The 20270-nt window shown below is 71.9% G+C and carries 14 protein-coding genes; 9 read left to right on the top strand and 5 right to left on the bottom strand.

Going from position 1 to position 20270, the window contains the following annotated elements; translation table 11 throughout:
- Window positions 1-164 precede the first annotated feature (164 nt).
- The 3 genes from HG543_RS18115 (at window position 165) to HG543_RS18125 (ending at window position 2948) form a co-directional block, all read left to right on the top strand.
- Window positions 165-1106, top strand: a complete 942-nt coding sequence (locus tag HG543_RS18115; RefSeq protein ID WP_169346049.1) for a M28 family peptidase — start codon at window positions 165-167, stop codon at window positions 1104-1106.
- Between the two features lie 149 nt (window positions 1107-1255).
- Entirely contained in the window at window positions 1256-1981 is a 726-nt protein-coding gene (locus HG543_RS18120; RefSeq protein ID WP_169346050.1) for a hypothetical protein, read from the top strand.
- Window positions 1982-2228: 247 nt separating this feature from the next.
- Window positions 2229-2948 (top strand): type 1 glutamine amidotransferase, encoded by a 720-nt coding sequence (locus HG543_RS18125; protein ID WP_169346051.1) that lies wholly within the window; start codon window positions 2229-2231, stop codon window positions 2946-2948.
- A gap of 79 nt (window positions 2949-3027) precedes the next feature.
- Here the strand turns inward: HG543_RS18125 and HG543_RS18130 are convergent, their stop codons facing one another.
- Window positions 3028-3696 (bottom strand): DUF2231 domain-containing protein, encoded by a 669-nt coding sequence (locus HG543_RS18130; protein ID WP_169346052.1) that lies wholly within the window; start codon window positions 3694-3696, stop codon window positions 3028-3030.
- 138 nt (window positions 3697-3834) lie between these two features.
- Complete coding sequence (gene map, locus HG543_RS18135) at window positions 3835-4659, bottom strand: type I methionyl aminopeptidase (RefSeq protein WP_169346053.1); 825 nt, start codon at window positions 4657-4659, stop codon at window positions 3835-3837.
- Between the two features lie 104 nt (window positions 4660-4763).
- On the opposite strand from map, the gene HG543_RS56355 reads away from it, so the two are divergent.
- The 4 genes from HG543_RS56355 (at window position 4764) to HG543_RS18155 (ending at window position 14885) form a co-directional block, all read left to right on the top strand.
- A complete protein-coding gene (locus HG543_RS56355) occupies window positions 4764-5042 on the top strand; it encodes a LysR family transcriptional regulator (RefSeq protein WP_169346054.1) in 279 nt (92 codons plus the stop codon).
- 311 nt (window positions 5043-5353) lie between these two features.
- Window positions 5354-7492 carry a TonB-dependent receptor gene (locus tag HG543_RS18145; RefSeq protein ID WP_246357124.1) on the top strand — a complete coding sequence of 713 codons (2139 nt, stop codon included), beginning with the start codon at window positions 5354-5356 and terminating at the stop codon, window positions 7490-7492.
- A gap of 161 nt (window positions 7493-7653) precedes the next feature.
- Entirely contained in the window at window positions 7654-13758 is a 6105-nt protein-coding gene (locus tag HG543_RS18150; protein ID WP_169346055.1) for a CARDB domain-containing protein, read from the top strand.
- Between the two features lie 98 nt (window positions 13759-13856).
- A complete protein-coding gene (locus HG543_RS18155) occupies window positions 13857-14885 on the top strand; it encodes an Rpn family recombination-promoting nuclease/putative transposase (protein ID WP_169346056.1) in 1029 nt (342 codons plus the stop codon).
- A gap of 35 nt (window positions 14886-14920) precedes the next feature.
- Here HG543_RS18155 and yoaA read toward each other — a convergent pair whose 3' ends face one another.
- The 3 genes from yoaA to HG543_RS18170 all read right to left on the bottom strand — a co-directional run bounded on the left by yoaA (window position 14921) and on the right by HG543_RS18170 (window position 18820).
- The gene (yoaA, locus tag HG543_RS18160; RefSeq protein ID WP_169346057.1) at window positions 14921-16909 is read right to left on the bottom strand and encodes a DNA repair helicase YoaA; all 1989 of its coding nucleotides are present in this window, start codon (window positions 16907-16909) and stop codon (window positions 14921-14923) included.
- 124 nt (window positions 16910-17033) lie between these two features.
- Window positions 17034-17828 (bottom strand): hypothetical protein, encoded by a 795-nt coding sequence (locus HG543_RS18165; protein ID WP_169346058.1) that lies wholly within the window; start codon window positions 17826-17828, stop codon window positions 17034-17036.
- The gene (locus tag HG543_RS18170) at window positions 17825-18820 is read right to left on the bottom strand and encodes a site-2 protease family protein (RefSeq protein WP_169346059.1); all 996 of its coding nucleotides are present in this window, start codon (window positions 18818-18820) and stop codon (window positions 17825-17827) included. The genes HG543_RS18165 and HG543_RS18170 overlap by 4 nt, the downstream gene beginning before the upstream one ends.
- A gap of 211 nt (window positions 18821-19031) precedes the next feature.
- Between HG543_RS18170 and HG543_RS18175 the strand changes: the two genes are divergently transcribed.
- Together HG543_RS18175 and HG543_RS18180 are read left to right on the top strand one after the other, a co-directional pair.
- Window positions 19032-19379, top strand: coding sequence for a hypothetical protein (locus tag HG543_RS18175; RefSeq protein WP_169346060.1), 348 nt, complete (start codon window positions 19032-19034; stop codon window positions 19377-19379).
- 101 nt (window positions 19380-19480) lie between these two features.
- Window positions 19481-20270: hypothetical protein (locus HG543_RS18180; RefSeq protein WP_169346061.1), on the top strand; the 790-nt coding region annotated here is incomplete at its 3' end.

Raw genomic sequence — 20270 nt, forward strand, 5'->3', positions numbered from 1 at the left:
AGGCGAGGCCGGCCCGTGCTCCCGTCCCTGCCCCGCGCATTCCGCGTCCCTAACTCCCAGGGACGGGTCCCGAGCACGCCACCCCGCGCCACGCGAGGGCAGGCAGGCAGCAGCGGGGCCCGGGATGCGCCGCCCCGCGCGGGCGGACGAGCGGGGGAGCACGCATGGACCGCCTGGAGACCTGGGAGCCGGGAAGCACTTCGCGCACGGGCATCGCGGTGCAGCCGGAGGCGCTGCGCGAGGACGTGATGGCGCTGGCCGTGGACATCGGCGAGCGCAACCTGCGGGACACCCTGCGCGCCCGGCGGCTCGGGCTCACGCGGGACTACCTCGTCCAGCGGCTGGAGAGCGCGGGCTACGCGGTGAAGCTGCACGGCTACGAGGCAGGCGGCCATCGGGTGGAGAACGTGGAGGCGGAGCTGCCGGGCACCTCGTACCCCGACGAGGTGCTGGTGGTGGGAGCGCACTACGACTCCGCTCACGGCAGTCCGGGAGCCAATGACAACGGTAGCGCGGTGGCGTCATTGCTCGCGCTGGCGGGACTCTTCCAGGTCGGCGCCATGCCGAGACCGGCCCGCACGGTGCGCTTCGTCGCCTTCGCCACGGAAGAGCAGCCCTTCACCCGTACGCCGGAGATGGGGAGCTTCGCCTACGCGCGGCGCTGCCGGGAGCGCCACGAGGACATCCGGGCGATGCTCAGCCTGGAGACACTCGGCAGCTACGCCCACGCGCACCGCTGGCCCGAGGGGCCCTTTCCCCTGAACCTCTATTCCCCGCTGAGGGGGGACTTCTTCGCGGTGGTGGGCAACCTCGCCTCGCGCGCGCTGGTGAGGCGGTGCGTGGCGGCCTTCCCGCAGGGTCCGGGCGCGCGGTGCGCGGGCGTGGCGCTCCCGGGACTCCTCCCCGGCGTGAAGTCGTCGGACCACTGGTCCTTCTGGCAACACGGTTACCCGGCCGTGATGCTGACGGACACCGGGCCCCTCCGCTACCGCCACTATCACCGGCACTCGGACATCCTCGACCGGGTGGACTTCACCACCCTGGCCACGGTGACCACCGGCCTCGTCTCCGTGGTGCGGGAACTGGCGACGGGCGAACCCGTCTGACGGGCACCAGCCCCATGGTGCCCTCCCGCGCGAGCACGCAGGACGGCCTGCCGTGCGGCGTGCGCCGCATTGGCCTGGGGTTCAATACGCGTCTGCCAATGAGGACCTCAGCCTTGAAGGGCATCCCCGGAATTCAAGAGGAGAGGACCATGAAGGCGAAAGGCTTCAAGGGAGCGATTCTGATTGGCGCACTGGCCTCGGCGGCGCTCGTGGGCAGTGGCTGTGAGAGTCGCCAGCAGGGCGGCGCGGACCAGCAGCAGCAACAGGGCACCGGCGGCGCGGGTGCCTCCGACCAGATGGGAGGTAGCTCTGGAGGCAGCGGAGGCACGGGAGGGAGTGGCAACACGACTTCCACCGGAGGCACCACGGGCGGCGTGCCCGACCAGGGCAGTGCCGGCACAGGTGGAGACCTGGGCTCCGGACAGGGAGTTGGAGGCGCCACGGGCAGCGGCGGGTCGGGTGGTGACACGGGCGGCGCCGGCAGCGGAAGTACGAGTGCGACCGAGGGCGGCACGGGCGGCTCCGGCGATGATGGCTCGGGGAGTGGCCTCGGCACCGGTGGCACCGGTGGCAGTGGCACGACGGGTGGCTCCGGAAGCACGGGCACGACGGGTGGCTCCGGAAGCACGGGCACGACGGGTGGCTCCGGAAGCACGGGCACGACGGGTGGCTCCGGCGGCAGCGGCGCGACGGGTGGCTCCGGAACGACGGGTGGCGGGGGCAGCGGGAGCACGGGCGGCGGCATCGATGCCTCGGGCGGCGGTTCCGGCGGCTCGGGCACGGGCGGCACGGGTGGCAGCGGCGGCTCGGGCACGGGCGGCACGGGTGGCAGCGGCGGCTCGGGCGGCGGCTCCGGTGGCGGCATGATGCTCTGAGACACGAACGAGGTCAGCGCGGGCGGGCGGCCCCTGGTGACGCGCGGGTGAGGTGCGGCACTCACGCGTCCCGGGCCGTGCCGCGCCGCGCCCTCTTTTCGACGCCCGTCGCGTGAAGCTCCAGGGGCCAACATCCCCACTCGGCTGAATGTCACGAGGGCGACGGGCTATCGGCAGCGCGGACACACCGCGGGACGCGGGCCGTCGTTTCCCTTGCGTCGCGAGCCTTGCTCCGGATGATTGCCGCATGACTCGTCCAGCACCGCGCGCGATCCTCTTCCAGCATGACGTCCCGGTGAGCGCGGGAGCGCTCGAAGGGGCGCTCGCCCGGGCCGGGTTCGTCCTCGAGACCCGCTTCCGCGAGGTCCGTCCCGGCGATGCCAACGCGGACCTCGTGGTCGTCCTGGGTGGCTTCATGGGCGTCTACGAGGCCGACCAGCACCCCTACCTCCGCGAGGAGCTCGCGTTGATGGAGCGGCGGCTCCACGAGCGGCGCCCGTGCCTGGGCATCTGCCTCGGCGCGCAGATGCTCGCGGCCATCTCGGGCGCTCGCGTCTATCAGGACCCGAAGGGCATGGTCCTGGGTGCACAGCCCATCCACGTCACGGCCGCGGGCCATGCGCACCCCGTGTTCGCGGGGGCTCCGGCGTCCCTCCTCGTTCCCCAGTGGCACGGGGACACCTTCGACACCGTGCGCGGCGCGGAGTCCCTCGCGGGCTCGGAGCGCCAGCCGCAGGAGGTCTTCCTGCTGTCGAACTCGGTGGGCTTCCTCTTCCACCCGGAGGTGGAACCCCACACCCTGGAGTCCTGGGTGCGGAGCTTTCCCGAGGCGCTCACGCGCTCGGGGCGCACGCTCGACGACGTGCTCGCGAGGGACCTCCCCGCGCTCCAGGCGGCACGGGCCGAGAGCGAGGGCCTGCTGCGGCGGGTGTCCGAGCACTTCGCGCGCGAAGTCTCCCGGGCCTGAGCATCTTCCGGACACACGTCCGCCAGGGCGGCCCCGGTCCAGACGGGAGCGGCCCTGGCGGCGAGCACCACGCGCCTCGTCACGCCTGCGGCATCGTGTGTCCCGGCACTGGTGACATGCCGAGCGGCAGCGGCAGCGTGGCATCCTCGGGCGACCTCAGGCCCTCGGCGCCTGGCGCGAGCGGACGCTCTCCGGTGAGCAGCTCGCGCGCCCGCGAGATCAGCCACTTCACGCCCTGGAGCGCGTCCGTCACCAGCGCCACGGGCGCCCGGGTCGACAGCAGGGGCGGTCCCTTCAGCGTGCCCTGCGCGGCATCCTCGGGCATCGGGTTGATGCCCACGCCCAGCTCGTAGACCATCTTCCCGCCGAGCGACGCCGTGTAGAGCGCCAGCCCGCACGCGCCCAGTCCCAACAGCGCCGTGGTGAGGGTGGGCTCGCGCCGCAGCCGCCACGCCGTCACGCCCATGGCGCCCAGCATGATGATGGAGTTGCCCACGCCGTGCAGGAACGTCATGTCCCGGGCGCGTGGAGAATCCATCCGGACTTCCTGGCTCGCCGCCAGCCCCGCCACTCCCGCGAACAGCCCGCTCAGCGTGCCCGCCACCCACAGCCGGCGCGCCACCTTCCCCCAGGCCCGGTCCCCCGAGACCACCGAGATGCAGTCCGCCACCGCCGCGGTGGGCAGCAGTGCCAGCGGCGCGTGGACCACTGACGGGTGCAGCTCGTGCAGCAACATCTCCCTCTTCATCGACCGCCCTCCTGGCACTGACGGTGAGGGTGTGCATCCCACGGAGCCACGGCAGGCTCGGCCGCCTGCTCGCCCGCTGGCCGGAATGGACGTTCCATTCCGGAACGGACATTCCCGTCCGGAGGGGGCGCCGCCCGTTCAGCCGCCGTGAAGCGCGCTGGCTTCGGCGATGAGGCGCGGGAGCGTGGGCACGGGAATCTCCAGCACCAGCTCCTGCCGGGTGAGCACCTCGCAGCCGTCACCCGTGACCAGAATCGTGTGCTCGAACTGGGCGGAGAGGCTCCCGTCCTCGGTCACCACCGTCCACCCGTCCGGCATCAGGCGGATGCCCGGGCGCCCCAGGTTCACCATGGGCTCCACCGTGAGGACCATGCCCGAGCGCAGCTTGATGCCCGTGCCGCGCTTGCCCGTATGCGGCACCGTGGGGGGCGCATGCATCTGGTGGCCGATGCCATGGCCACCGAACTCCTCCACCACGCTGCAGCCCTCCTTGCGCGCCAGCTCCTCGATGGCCGCGCCGATGTCTCCGAGTCGCGCGCCATGGCGCACCACCGCGATGCCCGCGTCCCGGCACCGGCGTGCCACGTCCACCACGTGACGGGCCTCGGCGGAGACCTCGCCGATGAGGAACGTGGCCGAGGTGTCCCCGTGGAAGCCATCGAGGAACGTCGTCACGTCCACGTTGATGATGTCTCCCGGGGCGACGTACTCATCCGGCCGGGGGATGCCGTGGCAGACCACCTGGTTGCGGCTGGTGCAGACGGTGGCGGGGAAGCCGTGGAAGCCCAGCTGGCTCGGCTTGCCGCCCCGGCGCGCCGTGTCCTCGCGCACCCAGGCGTCGATGTCCGCCGTCGAGATGCCGGGGGCGAGCCGCGAGGCCACATACGCCAGCGTGCCCGCCGCGGCCTGGCTCGCGCGGCGCAGGCGGTCCACCTCGGAGCCCTTGAACAGGGGAATCGTCATGGCGCCAAGGTGGCGTCTCCCTGGCCGGAGCGTCCAATGCTGTTTCGGTATGGCCGCCGCCCCCCACGTGTACCGGCAGCCGGGAGCGCGCTAGAATGTGGAGCGTGAGCCTCACGCACCTCCAGTCCTTCGTCGCCGTGGCCGAGGAGGGCCACGTGGGCCGGGCCGCTCGGCGGCTGCACCTGACGCAGCCTCCGCTCAGCCGTCACATCCTCGCGCTCGAGGACGAGCTCGGCGCCCGCCTCTTCGAACGGACCCGCAGCGGTATGCGCCTGTTGCCCGCCGGTGAGGCCTTCCTGCTCCACGCCCGCCGCATCCTCGCGGAGGTCGACGCCGCCGTGCACACCGTGCGGGGCGTCACGGGAACACGCTCCGGCGGGTGACGCGGCCCATCGCGCCGTTCAGCGCGTGACGATGAGGCCCTCGGGAGACCGCCTCCTGAAGTCATCACGTGCCTGCCTGCCCGGGCATCCGCTAGAGCGGTCCCATGTCCGCACCGCGCGCCCCGCATACTCCTCGGATTCCCTCACGGCGCCTCACTTTCGCTCGTGCCCTCATTCCCTGGGCCGTGCTGCTGTCCTCGACAGACGCCCGCTCGCAGCACGCGAACACCGGAGCAGGTGACTCCGCGCATCCAGCGACCTCGGCTCACGCCGTCCAGGATGCCCCCACACCGCCGAGCGTCGATTCCGGCATGAGCGCGCGGGAGGACGACGAGGCCGCCCCCACACCGCCGACCATCGATTCCGGCATGAGCGCGCGGGAGGCCGCCGGAGATGCCCCGACCCCGCCGGGTGCCGCTCCCATCGCGACCGCGGAAGCGGCCGACGCGGAAGTCCCCGTCCCGTCTCCCGCCGAGGATGGCCGGCCCTCCGCCGGCACCGTCGTCACGGGCACGCGCCTCCCGCGTCCCATCCGCGACGTGCCGGCCACCACCGTGGTCATCCCCCGCGCGGAAATCGAGCGCAGCCCCACGCTCACGCAAGACGCGCTCGTGCGCACCCTGCCCTCCGCCGCCACCTTCCGCCGCACGCCGAGCCTCGTCGCCGACCCCACCGCGCAGGGCCTCAACCTCCGCGGCCTCGCGCCCTCGGGTGTCGCGCGCAGCCTCGTCCTGCTCGACGGCATCCCCGTGAATGACCCCTTCGGTGGCTGGGTCTTCTGGCGCTCCCTGCCCCGGCTCGGCCTCGACCGCATCGAGGTCGTCCCCAGCGGCGGCTCCGCCCTCTACGGCAGCGCCGCGCTCGGTGGCGTGGTGCAGCTCGTCTCCCGCCCCGTCACCGGCCCCACCCTCGACGCCGCCGTCACCTACGGCAACCTCGACACCGGCCTCCTCGCCGCCCGCGCCGCGGAGCGCTTCGGCCCCGTGCGCGCGTCGCTGGAGACGGAGCTGCTCACCAGTGACGGCTACCCCATCGTCGTCGCCTCGCAGCGCGGCGCCATCGACACCGCCACGCCCAGCAACCACGCCGTGCTCAACGGGCGCGTGGACGCGGACGTCTCCGAGTCCCTCACCCTCTCCGCCCGCGCCGGCCTCTTCCGCGAGAACCAGAACGGCGGCACCCGCGCCACCACCGCCCGCGTGGACTTGGCCCACTTCGCCGCCGGCGCGCGCCTCTCCACGGAAGCCCGCGGCACCTTCACGCTCGACCTCTTCGGCCGCGTGCAGCGCTTCGAGCAGGGCCGGGCGCGCGTGGCGCAGGACCGCTCCAGCGAGGCCCGCGCCGCCTTCCAGGACGTGCCCGCGGACGACCAGGGCCTCTCGCTCGCCTGGACGTCCCCGAGCGCGACGTGGGGCGGCACCCACGTGCTCTCCGCCGGCCTGGACGCGCGCCGCATGGCGGGCACCTCCGACGAGCGCCTCTTCCCGCCCGAGCCCATGCCCGGCTCCACCCTCGTGCGCGCCGCGGGCGGCACCCAGCTGTCCGGCGGCCTCTACCTCCAGGACCTCTACACCGTCTCCCCCGCCCTGGAATTGTCCGCCGCGCTCCGCCTGGACGTCTGGCGCAACCTGAACGGCGAGCAGCGCGTGGAGCGCGCCAGCGGCGCCGTGGAGACCACCGCCTTCGAGGACCGCACCGAGGAGCAGCTCAGCCCTCGCCTGGGCCTGCGCCTGCGTCCGGTGGACTGGCTCACCGTGCGCGCCTCCGGCTACCGCGCCTTCCGAGCCCCCACGCTCAACGAGCTGTACCGCCCCTTCCAGGTGGGCACCGTGCTCACCGCCGCCAACGCGGACCTGCGCGCCGAGCGGCTGTGGGGCGCCGAGGCCGGCGTCGAGGCCGAGTCCCCGCTGGGCCTCACCGCGCGCGTCACCGGCTTCTGGAACGTGCTCGACGACCCCATCACCAACGTCACCCTCGAGGACGGCACGCGCCAGCGCCAGAACCTGGGCCGCGCCCGCGTGCGCGGCGTGGAGACGAGCGTGGACTGGCGCCTGTCGCGCCGGTGGACGGCGCTGCTCGCGTACACCTTCGTGAACCCCACCGTCACCCGCGCGCCGGGGCAACCCGAGCTCGTCGGCAAGCAGCTCGCGCAGGACCCGCGCCACCGGGGCACCGCCATCCTCACCTTCGACGACCCCGCCATCGTCACCGCCACCGTGCAACTGCGCGTCACCGGCCCCCAGTACGAGGACGACCTCAACGAGCGCGGCATGGGCGGCTACGCCGTGGTGGACGTGTCCGCCAGCCGCCGCCTCTTCTGGAAGGTGGACGGCTTCGCCGCCGTGGAGAACCTCTTCGACCGCGAGTACCTCGCGGGCCGCGCCGGCATCGACACGCTCGGTCCGCCCCTGCTCGCACGCGTGGGCCTGCGGCTGCGCGGGCTCCCCTGAGTCCCACGAGCCCCACCCCGTCTCGTGTCAGTCCGCCACGCGCCCTTTCGTGATGAAGGGGCGAAGCTTAGGAGCCCGCGCGAGCCCGCGGTGTCCGACCCGCCTGGGAGACTGGACGGCAGGACGCCACGGAAGCGTGGGCCTGGCAGGGACAAGGACACATGAGACGAGACTTCAGACGAGGAACCCTCGGCGCGCTGGCGCTGGGGACGCTGGTGGCATGCGGAGGCGAGGGAACGCCTTCGCCGGACGCGACACCCACGAGGACACGGCAGGGGCTGTTGGACGGACCGGACCTCGCGGTGACGTCGCTGAGAGCGCCGCCCAGCGCGCTTTCCGGCAGCACCTTCCCGGTGAACCTGACGCTCTGCAACCAGGGGAACTGGAGCGCCGGGATGGAGTTGATGCTGGTGCTGTCCGAGGACAGCGACCTGTCCGTGGTGACGGACCCCGTGGTCGACAGCGTGTATTTCGGCTACCAGCCCCCCGGACAATGCGTGCAGCACATCGCCTGGGTGACGGCGCCGCAGCAGGGCACGTGGTACCTGGGCGCCATCGCCGACCCGTATGGCTACGAGCCCGAGTCCAATGAGGGCAACAACACGCGGCTCCACGGGCCCATGGGCATCGGGTACGGGCCGGACTTCGTCATCACCGAGGTGAAGGGCGACGCGAGCAGCGCGCCAGGCGCGGCCTTCGAGGCGTCCGTGACGGTCTGCAACCAGGGCACCGCGTCCGACGCGGCCATGGTGCAGCTCTACCTGTCCACCGACGCCACGGGACCCCGGCCGGAGGACCCGCCCGTGTGGGGCGCCTGGACCGACTTCCTCTCCCCGGGCCAGTGCCGCGCCGTGCCGATGATGCTCCCCGCGAACCCTCCCCCGCCGGGCACCGAGGGCGCGTACTTCCTGAGCGCCATCGTGGACCCGGACAACGAGCGCTTCGAGCTCATCGAGGACAACAACGCCCACGCCGGCTACCGGATGGGCGTGGGCCACCGGCCCGACTTCACCGTCACCCACGTGCGGGCGCCGGCCAGCAGGATGCCCGGGCAGCCCCTCGTCGTGGACGTGACGGTCTGCAACCAGGGCACCGAGGCGGACTTCCTGGACGTGGAGGTCTACCTGTCCGCGGATGCCACCCTCCGCCCGTCGGATGGCACGCAGCCGCCGGAGGACTTCCTCGTGGGCGCGGTCTCCCTCGGCCACTTCCCGCCGCACCAGTGCCACACCACGCAGGTGTACGGCCACGCCGAGCTTCCCCCTTCGATGACCGGGGGTGCCGTGTACCTGGGCGCGGTGGTGGACCCGCATGATCAGCGGGCCGAGTTCTTCGAGGACAACAACACCGGGCCGCTGCACCGGATGGGCGTGGGCTACCAGCCCGACTTCATCATCACCTCCGTGAAGGGCCCCACCGCCGTGCGGCCCGACGCGCCGTTCCAGGCACGGGTGACGGTCTGCAACCAGGGGACCGCCGGTGACTCCACCGAGGTGGAGCTCTACCTGTCCGCCGATGCCACCCTCCGGCCGTGGACCCAGGACGGCCCCCAGGAGGACGCGCGGGTGGGCCAGGCATTCGTGGGCTATCTGAATCCGGAGCAGTGCACCACCGTGCCGGTCTCCGGCACCGCGACCGTGCCCTACGCCTCCGGCCCCGGTTCCTTCCATCTGGGCGCCGTGGTGAACCCGCATCCGCAGTGGCCCGAGTTCCTCGCGGACAACAACACGTACACCGGCGACCGCATGGGCGTGGGCAACGCGCCGGACTTCACCGTCGCGGAGGTGAAGGGCCCGGGCGGCGTCGCGTTCGGCCAGCCGCTCACCGCGCGGGTGAAGGTGTGCAACCAGGGCACCGAGACCGGCCAGGGCGACGTGACGCTCCTGCTGTCCGCCGATGACCGCATTCCTCCCATCGACGAGCCGGGCCCCATCGAGGACCGGCCCGTGGGCTCCGCGCCCGTGGGCCCGCTCGCGCCGGGCCAGTGCGTCGACGTGTCCGTCTCGGGCTCCGCGTACCCGCCGGCCCCCGGCGGCGAGGGCCCCTACTACCTGGGCGCGGCGGTGATGCCGTCCCTGGGCGACCTGAACCCCGAGAACAACACCCGCGTGGGAGACCGCGTGGGCCTGGGCAGCCGGCCCGACTTCGTCGTCACCGGCGTGAAGGGACCTCCCAGCGCGCTGCCCGGGCAGTCCTTCACGTCGCAGGTAACGGTGTGCAACCAGGGCACCCAGACCGACAACGCCGAGGTGATGCTGCTCCTCTCCACGGATGACGTCATCCTCCCCTGGCAGCAGCCGGGAGTGGACAGCGACGTCTTCCTCGGCGCGACGATGGTGGGGGCCCTCGCTCCCGGCCAGTGCTCCACCGTGTCGGTACCGGGCTCCTTGAACTCGCAGCCCTACTGGCAGAGCGCGTATCACGTGGGCGCTTTCGTGGACCCGGGCTTCATGCGCTCCGAGCTCATCGAGGACAACAACGCCCATCCGGGCTACCGGCTGGGCGTGGGCAACGGCCCCGACTTCATCGTCACGAACGTGAAGGGCCCCGGCAGCGTGCGCCCCGGCCAGCCGCTCACCGCGCAGGTGACGGTGTGCAACCAGGGCACGCAGCCCGACGGCGCGGACGTGAATCTCTACCTCTCCGCCGAGCCCCTGTCCCCGCCGGACAGCGGGCCCTCGATGCCGCAGGTCCGCATCGTGGGCTCCGCGCCCACCCCGTACCTGTCGCCCGGGCAGTGCGCCCAGGTGCCGGTGACGGGCCCCGCGAACCTGCCGTCCCCGGACCAGGAGGGCGCGTGGCACCTGGGCGCCATCGTGGACGCGGGCAACCAGCGCCTCGAGCTCATCGAGGACAACAACCTCCATCCGGGCTACGTGCTCGGCGTGGGCAACCGCCCCGACTTCATCGTCACCGGGGTGACGGGGCCGACCAGTGTGCAGCCGGGCCAGCCCCTCACCGCGAAGGTGACGGTGTGCAACCAGGGCACGCAGCCGGGAGACCTGCACGTGGCGCTGTTGCTCTCCGCGGACGAGGTCATCCGCCGGCCTGAAGGCACGAGCCCGTACGAGGATGTGCTCGTCGTGGGAGCGCAGTTCGGCTCGCTCCCGCCGGACCAGTGCGCCACCGTGCCGCTGACGGGCTCCGCGACCGCGCCCCCTCCGGGCCCGGACCACCCCTTCCACCTGGGCGCCATCGTGGACCCGGACAACGCCACCGCCGAAATCCTCGAGGACAACAACACGCACGCCGGCTACCGGCTGGGGGTGGGCTCCCGCCCCGACTTCGTGGTCACCGAGGTGAAGGGCCCCGCCAGCGTGTTGCCCGGCCAGTTGCTCACGGCGCGGGTGACGGTGTGCAACCAGGGCACGCAGCCCGAGACCGCCGAGGTGGAGCTCTACCTGTCCGCCGATACCCTCCTCCGCCGGTCCACCACGTCCGTCGGAGGCGAGGACACGCGCCTGGGCAGGGCGCTCCTCGGCGCGCTCGCCCCGGGCCAGTGCGCCACCGCGTCCGTGTCCGGCAACGCGTACCTGCCCCCGCAGGGAAGCGAGGGCCTGTACCACCTGGGGGCCTGGGTGGACCCGGCCAATCAGCGCCCCGAGCTCATCGAGGACAACAACGTGCACACCCTCACCCGCGTGGGCGTGGGCGAGCGGCTGGACTTCGTCATCACCGAGGTGAACGGCCCCGGCGCGGTGAAGCTCGGCCAGCCCCTCACCGCGTGGGTGACGGTCTGCAACCAGGGCACCTGGGCGGGTGATGCGAGCGTGGGCCTCTTCCTGTCCCAGCAGGGCAGCGCCTCGACGTCGACCCGAAGCCCCGTCGGCTTCACCTCCACGGGACTGCTCCAGCCGGGCCAGTGCGCTCCGGTGCCGGTGACGGGACCGGCGTATCCTCCCGCTCCGGGGCTCGAGGGCCTGTACCAACTCGGCGCCGAGGTGGACCCGGGCAACCAGCGTCCCGAGTTCAACGAGGACAACAACACGCACGCGGGCTACGGGCTGGGCATTGGCAACCTGCCCGACTTCGTCGTCACGCACGTGAAGGGCCCCGCCAGCGTGACGAGCGGTCAGTTGCTCACCGCGCAGGTGACGGTGTGCAACCGGGGCACGGAGCCTGGCGACATCGACGTGGGCCTGTTCCTGTCCGCTGACGCCGTCATCCAGCCGGGCACCGCGGGGCCCACGGCGGGCGACATGCCCGTGGGCTTCGCGCCCACGGGTCCGCTGAATCCCGAGCAGTGCGCCACCGTGACGGTGAAGGGCTCCGCGTACCTGCCGCCTCCGGGGACGGAAGGCGCCTGGAACCTGGGCGCCTTCGTGGACCCGGGCGCCCAGCGTCCCGAGCTCAACGAGGACAACAACACGCACCCGGGCTACGTGCTGGGCGTGGGCAACCGCGCGGACTTCATCGTCGCGGCGGTGAAGGCGCCCGCCAGCGTGCAGGCAGGCCAGACGCTCACCGCGCTGGTGACGGTGTGCAACCAGGGCACGCAGCCCGGTGTTCCGGAGGTGTTGCTCGCCGTGTCCGCCGACACCGACATCCGGGTGGCCACGGGGCCGACGCAGCCGCAGGACGACCGCATCGTGGGGAGCACCCTCATGCCCGCCATCAACCCGGGCCAGTGTGGCAGTGCGCGCGTGTCCGGCACCGCGTACCCGCCCGCGCCGGGCGACGGCCCCTTCTACCTGGGCGCCCTCGTGGACCCCGACAGCAGGGTGGCCGAGCTCATCGAGAGCAACAACGTCCTCGCCACCCACCGGCTGGGCGTGGGCAATCGCCCGGACTTCACCGTCACCGCCGTCACCGGCCCCAGCAGCGTGACACCCGGCGCGCCGCTCACGGCCCAGGTGACGGTGTGCAACCAGGGCACGCTGCCCGGTAGCGCCGACGTGGGCCTCTACCTGTCCCCGGATGCCAACCTCCTCCCGTCGGGTCCCGGGGGCTTCGGGGAAGACATCCTCGTGAGCCGGGTGACGTTGGGCACCCTCTCCCCGAGCCAGTGCGTCACCGTGCCCATCTCGGGCAGCGCCCAGCGGCCGCCGCCGGGGGTCGATGGCGCATACCACCTGGGTGCCATCGTGGACCCGGGCAACGCGGTCCTGGAGCTCAATGAGGACAACAACACGCATGCCGGCTACCGGCTGGGGCTGGGCTACCAGCCAGACTTCGTCGTCACCGAGGTGAAGGGCCCCGCCCGGAGCGTCGCGCCGGGGAGCGGCTTCTCCGTCAGCGTCACCGTTTGCAACCGCGGCACGCAGAGCGACCTGACGGACGTGTACGTGTACCTGTCCGCGGACGACACCCTCCATCTCGCGGAGGACTTCCGCGTGGGCGTCCTGGCGGGCATGGGCGGGACGGCCGGCAAGTGCGTCTCCCGGATGCTGAACGCACCGGGGCTCCCGATGGTACCGGAAGGGGGCTACACCCTCATCGCGGTGGTGGACCCCGAAAACACCCGCATGGAGCTCATCGAGGACAACAACACGCTGGCCGGTGACCGGCTCGGCCTGGGCAGGCAGCCGGACTTCGTCATCGAGTCCGTCACCAGCCCCTCCAGCGTCAGGGCGGGCGCCAGCCTCAACATCGACGCTGCCATCTGCAACAGGGGGCTGACGAGCGGCAGCGTGGACGTGGAGTTCTTCCTCTTCGCGAGCCCCGGCACGGGCACCCGGACGGCGCCTCCCGACGCCATCTTCCTGGGGCGGGTGACGGGTGTACCCATCTCCGCGGGCCAGTGCTTCGACCATTACTCCAGCAGAGCGGTGCCCTCCTGGTTGCCGGAGGGCACGTACTACGTGGGCGCGGTGGCGGACCCGACCAACACCCGTGTGGAGGTCATCGAGGACAACAACGTGCGGGTCGCGGGCCGCGTCGGCGTGGGCCTGAGGCCGGACTTCGTCGTCACCTCGGTGACGGCTCCCACCAGCGTGCAGCTCGGCGCGGCGCTCACCACCACCGTCACCGTGTGCAACCGCGGTACGGTGACGGCCACCACGGACGTGGACCTGTTCTTCTCCGTGGACACGTACGTCCGAGCGCCCATGCCGTCCCTGCCCGCCGAGGACACCTTCCTCGGCACGGTGGCGAACGTGTCCGTCGGTGCCTCCCAGTGCGTCACCCGCACTGTCCCGGTGAATGCCAACGCGCCCGCCGCTGGCTCCTACTACGTGGGCGCGGTGGCGGACCCGCGCCACTCCGCCATGGAGCACTTCGAGGACAACAACACCCTGGCGGGCACGTTCGTCTCCGTCATGCCTTGAGCCGGAAGTGAAGCCCCGCGGTGTCCGCTGTCCGGGGACATCGCGGGGCTGTCCGCCGGGCTTCGACTGGCCCGCGATGTGCTCTGACCCGGCTCTCCATGTCGGGACCGCATGACCTCTTCGTCCGCTACACCTTTGGCAATCCCGAGCGCGCCGCCGCCGAGCTGCGCGCCGTGCTGCCCGCGCACGTCGTCTCGGAAGTGGACTGGGCGTCCCTGCGCGTGGAGTCCGGCAGCGTCGTGGACCCGGAACTGAGGGAAACGGAGAGCGACCTGCTCTTCACCGCGCGCCTGCGCACGGGCCACCCGTTGCTGCTGTACGTGCTGCTGGAGCACCAGTCCTCGGTGGACCGGTGGATGGCGCTGCGCATGCTGCGCTACGTGGTGCGCCTGCTGGAGCGCTGGCGACAGCAGCACCCGGACAGCCCGGGGCTTCCGCTCATCGTCCCGCTCGTCATGTACCACGCGTCGGAAGGAGCCTGGACGGCGCCACGCCGGGTGGAGGAGCTCTTCGAGCTGCCCGAAGAGACGCGGGAGCAATGGCAGGCACTGGCGCCGCGCTTCGAGTATCTGCTCGATGACCTGACGGCCGAGCGGGAGGAAGCACTGAGGGCACGCCCCGGTCCGCCGCTGGTCCGGCTGGCATGGCGGGTATTGCGCTATGGGCGGAGCGGTGAACTGGTTCTGAAATTGCCTGAGTGGGCGGCGCTCTTCGCCCAGGTGCAGGCAGGCGCTGAAGGCGCCGAGCATCTGAGCGTGGTCATCCGCTACCTTCTGTTGATAGGAGACGAGGCGACGCGTGAAGCGACCGGACGGGTATTAAAGTCGGTGCTGGGTCAGCAACGAACGGAGGAACTCATGCGTGCGGACGAAGTCATGCGTGTCTTGGAGGAGCAACTCATCGAGAAGGTACTCCAGGAGGGGCTGGCGCGGGGCCGGAAAGAGGGAATCCTCCGCGAGCGTGCCGAGTCCATCCTGCGAGTCCTGACCGCCCGGGGCGTGCAGGTGGACAACGCGTCCCGGCAGCGCATCCTCACCTGCGCGGACGCGGCCACGCTGGACCGCTGGTTCGACAAGGCCCTCAACGCCACCACCCTGTCCTCCGTGTTCGACGGGCCGGCGCGGTAACGCAGCACCGGACCTCGAACGCGGGCCCGTGCCCTTCAGCGAATCGTGCGCACCGGCCGCACCGGGCCGTTGAACCAGCGGCTCAGCTCCACCACGTCCTCCAGGCGGCGAGCGTCCGGCAGGCTCGACAGGAACACCCGGCCGTACGCCTTCGTCACGATGCGCCGGTCCAGCATGGCGACGATGCCCCGGTCCGACTGCGTGCGGATGAGCCGCCCGAAGCCCTGCCGCAGCGCTAGCGCCGCCTGCGGCAGCTGGTACGCCTCGAAGGGCTCCTCGCCCCGCTGCTGCAACTGATTGATGCGCGCCGCCACCAGCGGGTCCCCCGGTGACGCGAAGGGCAGCCGGTCGATGATGACCAGGCTCAGCGCGTCTCCCGGCACGTCCACGCCCTCCCAGAAGCTGTGCGCCGCGAAGAGCACGCTCGGCGTCTCGCGGAAGGCCTCCAGGAGCTGCTGCTTCGGCCGCTCCCCTTGCAGCAGCGCCTGGTACGGCAGCCGGCCCACCGTCAGCTCGTACGCGCGCACCATGTTGCGCAGCGACGTGAAGAGCACGAAGGCGCGGCCTCCCGTCACCTCGCACAGCTTCAGGATTTCCTCCGCCGCCGCCTCGATGAAGCCGGGGGCCGCCGGGTCCGGCAGGTGCGTGGGCAGGTACAGCGCCGCCTGCGTCGGGAAGTCGAAGGGGCTCGGCACCGCCAGCGTCCGCACCTGCGTCACCGGCTGCCCGTCCTCCCCGTACAACCCCATGCGCCGGGCGAAGAAGTCGAAGCGGCTGTCCGCCGCCAGCGTGGCCGACGTGTACACCACCGTGTCCAGCGCCCCGTACATCCGCTCGCGCAGCTCCTTCGCCACGTCAATCGGACTGGCCCGCAGGAAGAGGCCCTTGCCCCGCTGCTCCGCCCAGTACACGTGGTCCGGCGACTCCGCCTTCTCCAGGAAGCCGAGCTGCTCCTCCATCTCGTCACCGCGCCGGGTGACGGCCGCCAGCTCCGGCTCGCGCTCGCCCACCGTGAAGGCCGTCAGCGCGCCCAGCGCCTCGCGCACGCCCTCCAGCGCCGTGGACAGCTTCTCCATCGTCTCCGGCTTGAGCGCCACCGAGGACTCCGCCCCGGACAGCCCCAGCGCTCGCGGCGCCTGTGCGAACAGCGCCTCCGAGCTGCTGCGCAGCCGCGCCGCCAGCGCGCGCAGCATGGCGTGCCGCGAGTCCTCCTCCTTCAGCGTCGCCACCGCGTCGCGCGCCAGCTCCTCCAGCCGGTAGTTGGAGACGCTCACCCCGAAGTGGCCGCTGGCCGCGTCCTCCAGCGCATGCGCCTCGTCGAAGATGACGGCGTCGTACCAGGGCAGCACGCCCTCGGTGCGCTTGCCGGAGCTGCGCAGCGCCAGGTCCGCGAAGAAGAGGTGGTGGTTCACCACCAGCAGGTCCGCGCCCTCCGCGCGCTTGCGCATGCGCGTGACGTGGCAGTTCTCGTACAGCGGGCACTTCGTGCCCATGCACGTCTCGGACGTCGTCGACAGCCGCGACCAGGCGCTGAAGGACTCGGGTAGATCCAGCTCGGCCCGGTCGCCCGTCTCCGTCTGCTGCGCCCACTTCTTCAGCTTCGGCCAGTAGCGCGACTCCTCTCGCGAGGAGAACTGCGGGTCCTTGGAGAAGCTGTCGTACCGGTGCAGGCAGAGGTAGTTGCCGCGGCCCTTGAGGTACGCCGCCTCGAAGCGCAGCCCCATCTTCTCCCGCATCATCGGGAGGTCCTTGAAGAAGATCTGGTCCTGCAGCGTCTTCGTCGCGGTGGACACCACCACCCGGCGCCCCGACAGCAGCGCGGGGACCAGGTAGGCGAGCGTCTTGCCCGTGCCCGTGCCCGCCTCGGCCAGCAGGTAGCTGCGCTCGTTGAAGGCGCGCTCCACGGCGCGCGCCATCTGGAGCTGCTCCGGGCGGTGCTCGTACCCGGGCAGCGCGGCTTCGAGCGCCCCGCCGGGACCGAGGAGGCTGTCGACGGAGTGGGACGTGGAGCGGGGGAGCGACATCGGCACCGTGAGGAGAACGGGGGCGGCCGAACAAGATAGCAGCGCTCGCCGCTTCCGGCGCGTTTCTGGCCACCTTCTCCCCTGCTTCCGAGAAAGGCCGGCCGCTCCCCGGGAGAGCGTCAGCTCACGAACCGGCGAACAGCGCCGTCAGGTTCCGGAAGATGAGCGCCATCAGCACCAGCACCACCAGCAGCGAGACCCCTATCACCACCGCCTTCAGGCGCTTCGGCTTGGGCGAGGCCGCCGTCTGCTCCGCCGGTATCTGCACGGCGAGGGTGGCCAGCCGCACCACCTCGTCCCGCCCGCGCCGGGCCATGACGTCATCCGGCTCCCGCGCCAGCCGCAGCCGGTACAGCCGCCCCACCGTGGCCAGCTCGCCCCTCGACATGGCGAGCGTCAGCAACCGGTCGTGCGCCGCCTCGTCCTCCCAGTGCTCCGCCAGGGAGCGCCAGGCGGTCGCCAGTGTCCCGGAGGGGCGATGCTCGTCCGCGATGAAGTTGACGTAGACGAGCCCACACTGAGAACAGGACTCCAGCCCCTCGCGCCGCTGCGACACGCACTTGGGGCAGAAGCCGGCGGGCACCTCGAAGAGTTCCTCGTCCGCCAGGGGGCCCCCCGGCGGCTTCCCCGCCCCCGTCCGCACCACGCGCAGGGCGGGCGAGCTGGCGCGAGCGACAGGCGGCGCCGGCGGGACAGGCTCGGCCGGTGGGGCGCTGGCGGGAGCGCTCCCTGGCACCGGCCCCTCCCTGGGCGGAGGCGAGGCGGCGCCGCCTCCCATCACCACGGACGACGCGGACGCGGACGCGCGCGCACGGCTCTCCGCGCCGCAGCGGTCGCACTTCACGACGAGCACCCCCGCCTCCACCCGGAACACCTCCAGGGGAACGAGCCGCTCGCACGCCTCGCACTGGAATTTCATGTCACCACCTGACGCAGGGGGATGGGCATCGCGCAACCGATGAGCGCCAAGAAGCACAGCGCGCAGATGACTTTACGCCCGGGGCTGAGCGGCTCCAGTGGCTCCGTCACCTCCGGATGCCCGAAACCCACCAGCTTGCTCGTCACCAGGAGCCACAGGCCCCAGGACGCGGTGACGAAGACGGTGAGGAACAGCAGCACCAGCGCCACCGCGCGCCCCACCCACCGCGCGCGCGGCCCCCAGAGGGCGAAAGCCAGGTGCCCGCCGTCGAGCTGCCCCACCGGCATCAGGTTGAGCAGCGTGACGAGCAGGCCGAACCAGCCGGCGATGACCACCGGGTGCACCAGCACGTCCTTGCCCTCGGGGATGGGGCCCAGCGCCAGCCACGTCAGGCCCCGCATGAGCAGGCTGTCTCCGAAGACGGTCTGCACGCTGTGGATGGCCTCCTCCGGCGCGGGCGGCGCGTGGGTGATTTTCGCCATCACCCAGGCGAACGCATCCCGCCCATACGCCCACAGCGAGTCGTCTCCGGGGAACGGCGCGTCCATGCTCGGCGCGTCCACCACCGTGGAGTGGGCCAGCCCCCAGAAGAGGATGGGCAGCGCCACCACCAGCCCCGCCAGCGGCCCCGCCGCGCCAATGTCCACCAGCGCGTTGCGGTGGGGGATGCGGTCGCGGATGCGGATGACCGCGCCCAGCGTGCCCACGCCCAGCACCGGCAGTGGGATGAAGTACGGCAGCGACGTGTCCACCCGGTGATAGCGCGCCAGCAGGTAGTGCCCCATCTCGTGCGAGCCGAGGATGGTCAGCAGCGACAGGCTGAAGGCCAGCGCGCGGTGGGCCGCCTCGGGCGACACCTCGTCCGGCGAGTAGGGCCGCTGGAAGTGGAAGTACAGCAGGTACGAGGTGAAGGTGGTGCCCACCGTCAGCACGAGGAGCAGCAGGTGTACCCAGTACCGGGGAGCGGGACGGGCAGCGGGGGCGGATTCCATTCGAGAGGGCCTCGCGGTTGGCTAGCAAGGGGAGGTGTGCATTGCAACGGCTCCCCGGCCAGTCCCGCTGAGACAGTGTGTCCCGGACGGACCTTGACATGGAGTCGACATCTGCTACGACCCGCCCCGCTTGAGGTTCCATCGAACGGCGGGGCGCTCTCCAAGGACGCTCTGCCACCGCACAAGCGCCTTTTCGAGAGAGGGGAAAGCCATGAAGAAGTTCATCCTGTCCGCCGTCGCCGCCAGCAGCCTGGTCGCCTGCACCAGCGTGGAGAGCGCCGTCGTCTCCGGCACCGAGATCGCCTCCAATGGAGAGGCCGTCGCCGTCGTCCAGGCCAACGCCCTCGGCCTGACCGCCATCTTCCACATCATCGACATCGTCCAGAGCGACCTGGACACCGTCGTCAACAAGCTGCTGATCGCCGAGGCCAAGGCCATGGGCGCCTCCAAGGTGGAGCTGCTCCAGGCCGGCACCACCCCCCGTCACGGCATCTACGCCCTGACCGGCACCATCATCGGCATCACGTCCTCCAGCGTGACCGGCGTGGCGGTGAAGTAGTCCACACCCCGGCTCATACCGGCGGTACGCGGGAGGCCCCCTGGCGACAGGCGGGCCTCCTTGCTTTTCGGCCCTCCCCTCCCTTCTCCTCGCCCCTGCCCATGCGCGTCCGCCTCCTCGTGTCCTGTGCCCTGCTGTCCCTCGCCGGTTGCTCGCGCAAGGGCGCGGACGAGTCCGCCACCCTGGTTCCGGAGGTGCGGACGCGGCTGGCGGAGCGCGACGCGAAGCTCACCAGCTACCGCCTCTCGGGCACGGTGAAGGACGAGGGCCAGCCGCCGGTGGGCTTCACCTTCGACTACCGCGCGCCGCAGCGCATGCGCGGCACGCTGGGCCCGCCCGCCTCGCGCACCTTCGCGTGGGACGGCACGCACCTGTTCCAGCGACTGGACGGCGAGAAGCAGTTCAGCACCTTCAAGTCGGAGCTGCCGCCCGCGAAGCTGGCGGAGTTCCTCACGCGCACCTTCGGCCCCTTCACGCCCGAGGGCTTCCGCACGCCGCTGCTGTCGCGCAGCGCCACCGCCCGTCGTGCCACGCACCCGCGCGCCCCGGAGGCGGTGGAGCTGGTGCAGAAGCTGGAGGGCGAGGCCGCGGGCGTGGAGATGGTCTACGTGCTGCGCTGGCCCCGCCTGGACTTCCTCGGCCGGCGCACCCGCGCGCCGGATGGCACCGAGGCCGAGGAGCGCGTGGAGGACGAGCACTGCGACGAGAAGCTCGGGCTGTGCGTGCCGAAGCGCCTCACGCGGTGGCTGGCGGGTAGGCAGGTGGGGGAAACCGTGCTTGGCGGCGTGGAGCTGAACGCGCCCCTGCCCAACGACGCCTTCACCCTCACCGCCCCGGAGGGCTACGAGGTGCAGTCGCGGACACTGGTGGAGTCCCCGCCCACCCCGCCGC

The organism is Pyxidicoccus fallax (assembly GCF_012933655.1).
GTDB classification, from domain to species: domain Bacteria; phylum Myxococcota; class Myxococcia; order Myxococcales; family Myxococcaceae; genus Myxococcus; species Myxococcus fallax.

Excerpts from the sequence above, each read along its gene's own strand:
- HG543_RS18125 (WP_169346051.1), top strand. The coding sequence starts at position 2,229 with ATGACTCGTCCAGCACCGCGCGCGATCCTCTTCCAGCATGACGTCCCG.
- map (WP_169346053.1), bottom strand. The coding sequence starts at position 4,659 with ATGACGATTCCCCTGTTCAAGGGCTCCGAGGTGGACCGCCTGCGCCGC.
- HG543_RS18130 (WP_169346052.1), bottom strand. The coding sequence starts at position 3,696 with ATGAAGAGGGAGATGTTGCTGCACGAGCTGCACCCGTCAGTGGTCCAC.
- HG543_RS18145 (WP_246357124.1), top strand. The coding sequence starts at position 5,354 with ATGAGCGCGCGGGAGGACGACGAGGCCGCCCCCACACCGCCGACCATC.
- HG543_RS18170 (WP_169346059.1), bottom strand. The coding sequence starts at position 18,820 with ATGGAATCCGCCCCCGCTGCCCGTCCCGCTCCCCGGTACTGGGTACAC.
- HG543_RS18115 (WP_169346049.1), top strand. The coding sequence starts at position 165 with ATGGACCGCCTGGAGACCTGGGAGCCGGGAAGCACTTCGCGCACGGGC.
- HG543_RS18120 (WP_169346050.1), top strand. The coding sequence starts at position 1,256 with ATGAAGGCGAAAGGCTTCAAGGGAGCGATTCTGATTGGCGCACTGGCC.
- HG543_RS18155 (WP_169346056.1), top strand. The coding sequence starts at position 13,857 with ATGTCGGGACCGCATGACCTCTTCGTCCGCTACACCTTTGGCAATCCC.
- yoaA (WP_169346057.1), bottom strand. The coding sequence starts at position 16,909 with ATGTCGCTCCCCCGCTCCACGTCCCACTCCGTCGACAGCCTCCTCGGT.
- HG543_RS18165 (WP_169346058.1), bottom strand. The coding sequence starts at position 17,828 with ATGAAATTCCAGTGCGAGGCGTGCGAGCGGCTCGTTCCCCTGGAGGTG.
- HG543_RS18150 (WP_169346055.1), top strand. The coding sequence starts at position 7,654 with ATGAGACGAGACTTCAGACGAGGAACCCTCGGCGCGCTGGCGCTGGGG.
- HG543_RS18175 (WP_169346060.1), top strand. The coding sequence starts at position 19,032 with ATGAAGAAGTTCATCCTGTCCGCCGTCGCCGCCAGCAGCCTGGTCGCC.